Raw genomic sequence first — 1,380 nt, 5'->3', positions numbered from 1 at the left:
AGGCGCCCGCCGGGGCCGCGCCGGGCCGCGCCGCGCGCGAGAACCCAGCGCCATGTGCCGTCGGTGTGGCGGATGCGGAATTCATGCTCGAAGCGTTCCGCGTCTTCTCCGGTGATGCGGCGCACCTCCGTCAGCACGCGCAGCCTGTCCTCCGGGTGCAGGATGGCCGCGATGTCCATGGGCGACAGGGTTGCGTCGGGGGCACGGCCCAGGATTTCGAGGCAGCGGGGCGAATGGTACAGGGTGTTGGTGGCCAGTTCCCATTCCCAGATGCCGTCGTTGGTGGCGGAGATGGCCATGTCGTAACGCTGGCGGCTTTTTTCCAGTTCCCGCAACTGGTTGTGCCGCTCGGTGACGTCGCGGATGGTCTGGATGACCCCGGCGAGCCGTCCTTCGCCGTCGCGCAGGGCGGATGCCACGGTCCACACGTGGGCGCCCCGACCGCCGAACAGCGTGGGCACGTAAGCCTCTGCCGCCAGTTTGTCGCCGTGCTCGGTGAACTGGGTGTAGTGGCTGGGCAGGGGCATGTCCGGGCTGAAGAACCGGTCGCCCAGCAGGGGAATGCGCTCGCCGTAGAAGGGCAGGGCGTATTCGAAGTTGCCGCGCCCCAGCATGGCGCTGGCGGAATGGCCGGTCATTTCCTCCAGGGCGCGGTTCCAGGCGATGACGCGGCGGTTTGCGTCCAGCACCAGGGCGGCGTCGGGCAGGAAGTCGATGATGTCGCGCAGCCTGCGCCACGCCTCGGAAAGCTGGTCCTGCATCACCTTTTGTTCGGTGATGTCCAGCACGAAGCCGTCGATGTAGTCCACCTCTGCCGGGGCGTTGCCCGCCTTTGCGCCGGCACGGTCCGTGCCGTTCGGAGCGCCGGTTTCGGCAGTCTGGCCAGTCTTGGCGATCTGGCCCGTTGGCGCCGCCTGGGCAGGAGCCGGGCCGCGCACCAGACGCGCGCTGACAAGCCCCCAGAACAGGCTGCCGTCGCGCCGCTTGAGGCGCAGTTCCATGTTGTCCACGCGGCCCGTGGCCTGCAACGCACCCACGAAGCGCTGGCGGTCTGCCGGGTCGGCGTACATCTGCCGGGGAATGTCCGAGACGCATTCCAGCATTTCTTCCGTGGTGGGGCAGCCCCAGATGCGCGCGTATTCCGGGTTGACGTTCTCGTAGCGGCCTTCGGGCGTCACGCGGAAGATGCCCACCGGCGCGCTGGTGAAGATGGCGTGGTACTGTTCGCGCGCCCGATCCAGGTCCACCGCCTGCGCCGAAGTGCTTGCCCGACCCGAAGCATGTGCCTGCCCCGAAGCGGCGGCGTGTGCGTACGGCTGCGCGTCCCGCTGGACATCCTGCTCCGCGCCGGCGGGCTTGCCGCGCCGCGCCCGCAATCCC

1 protein-coding gene is annotated in these 1,380 nt (G+C 69.1%); it reads right to left on the bottom strand.

Annotated elements, in window-relative coordinates; translation table 11 throughout:
• Window positions 1–1,247: PAS domain S-box protein (locus FVW20_RS15505; RefSeq protein ID WP_307831588.1), on the bottom strand; the 1,247-nt coding region annotated here is incomplete at its 3' end.
• Between the last annotated feature and the right edge of the window lie 133 nt (window positions 1,248–1,380).

The organism is Nitratidesulfovibrio oxamicus (genome assembly GCF_015731765.1).
Classification (GTDB): Bacteria; Desulfobacterota; Desulfovibrionia; order Desulfovibrionales; family Desulfovibrionaceae; genus Cupidesulfovibrio; species Cupidesulfovibrio oxamicus.
This window is presented reverse-complemented; position numbering and strand designations above follow the sequence as displayed.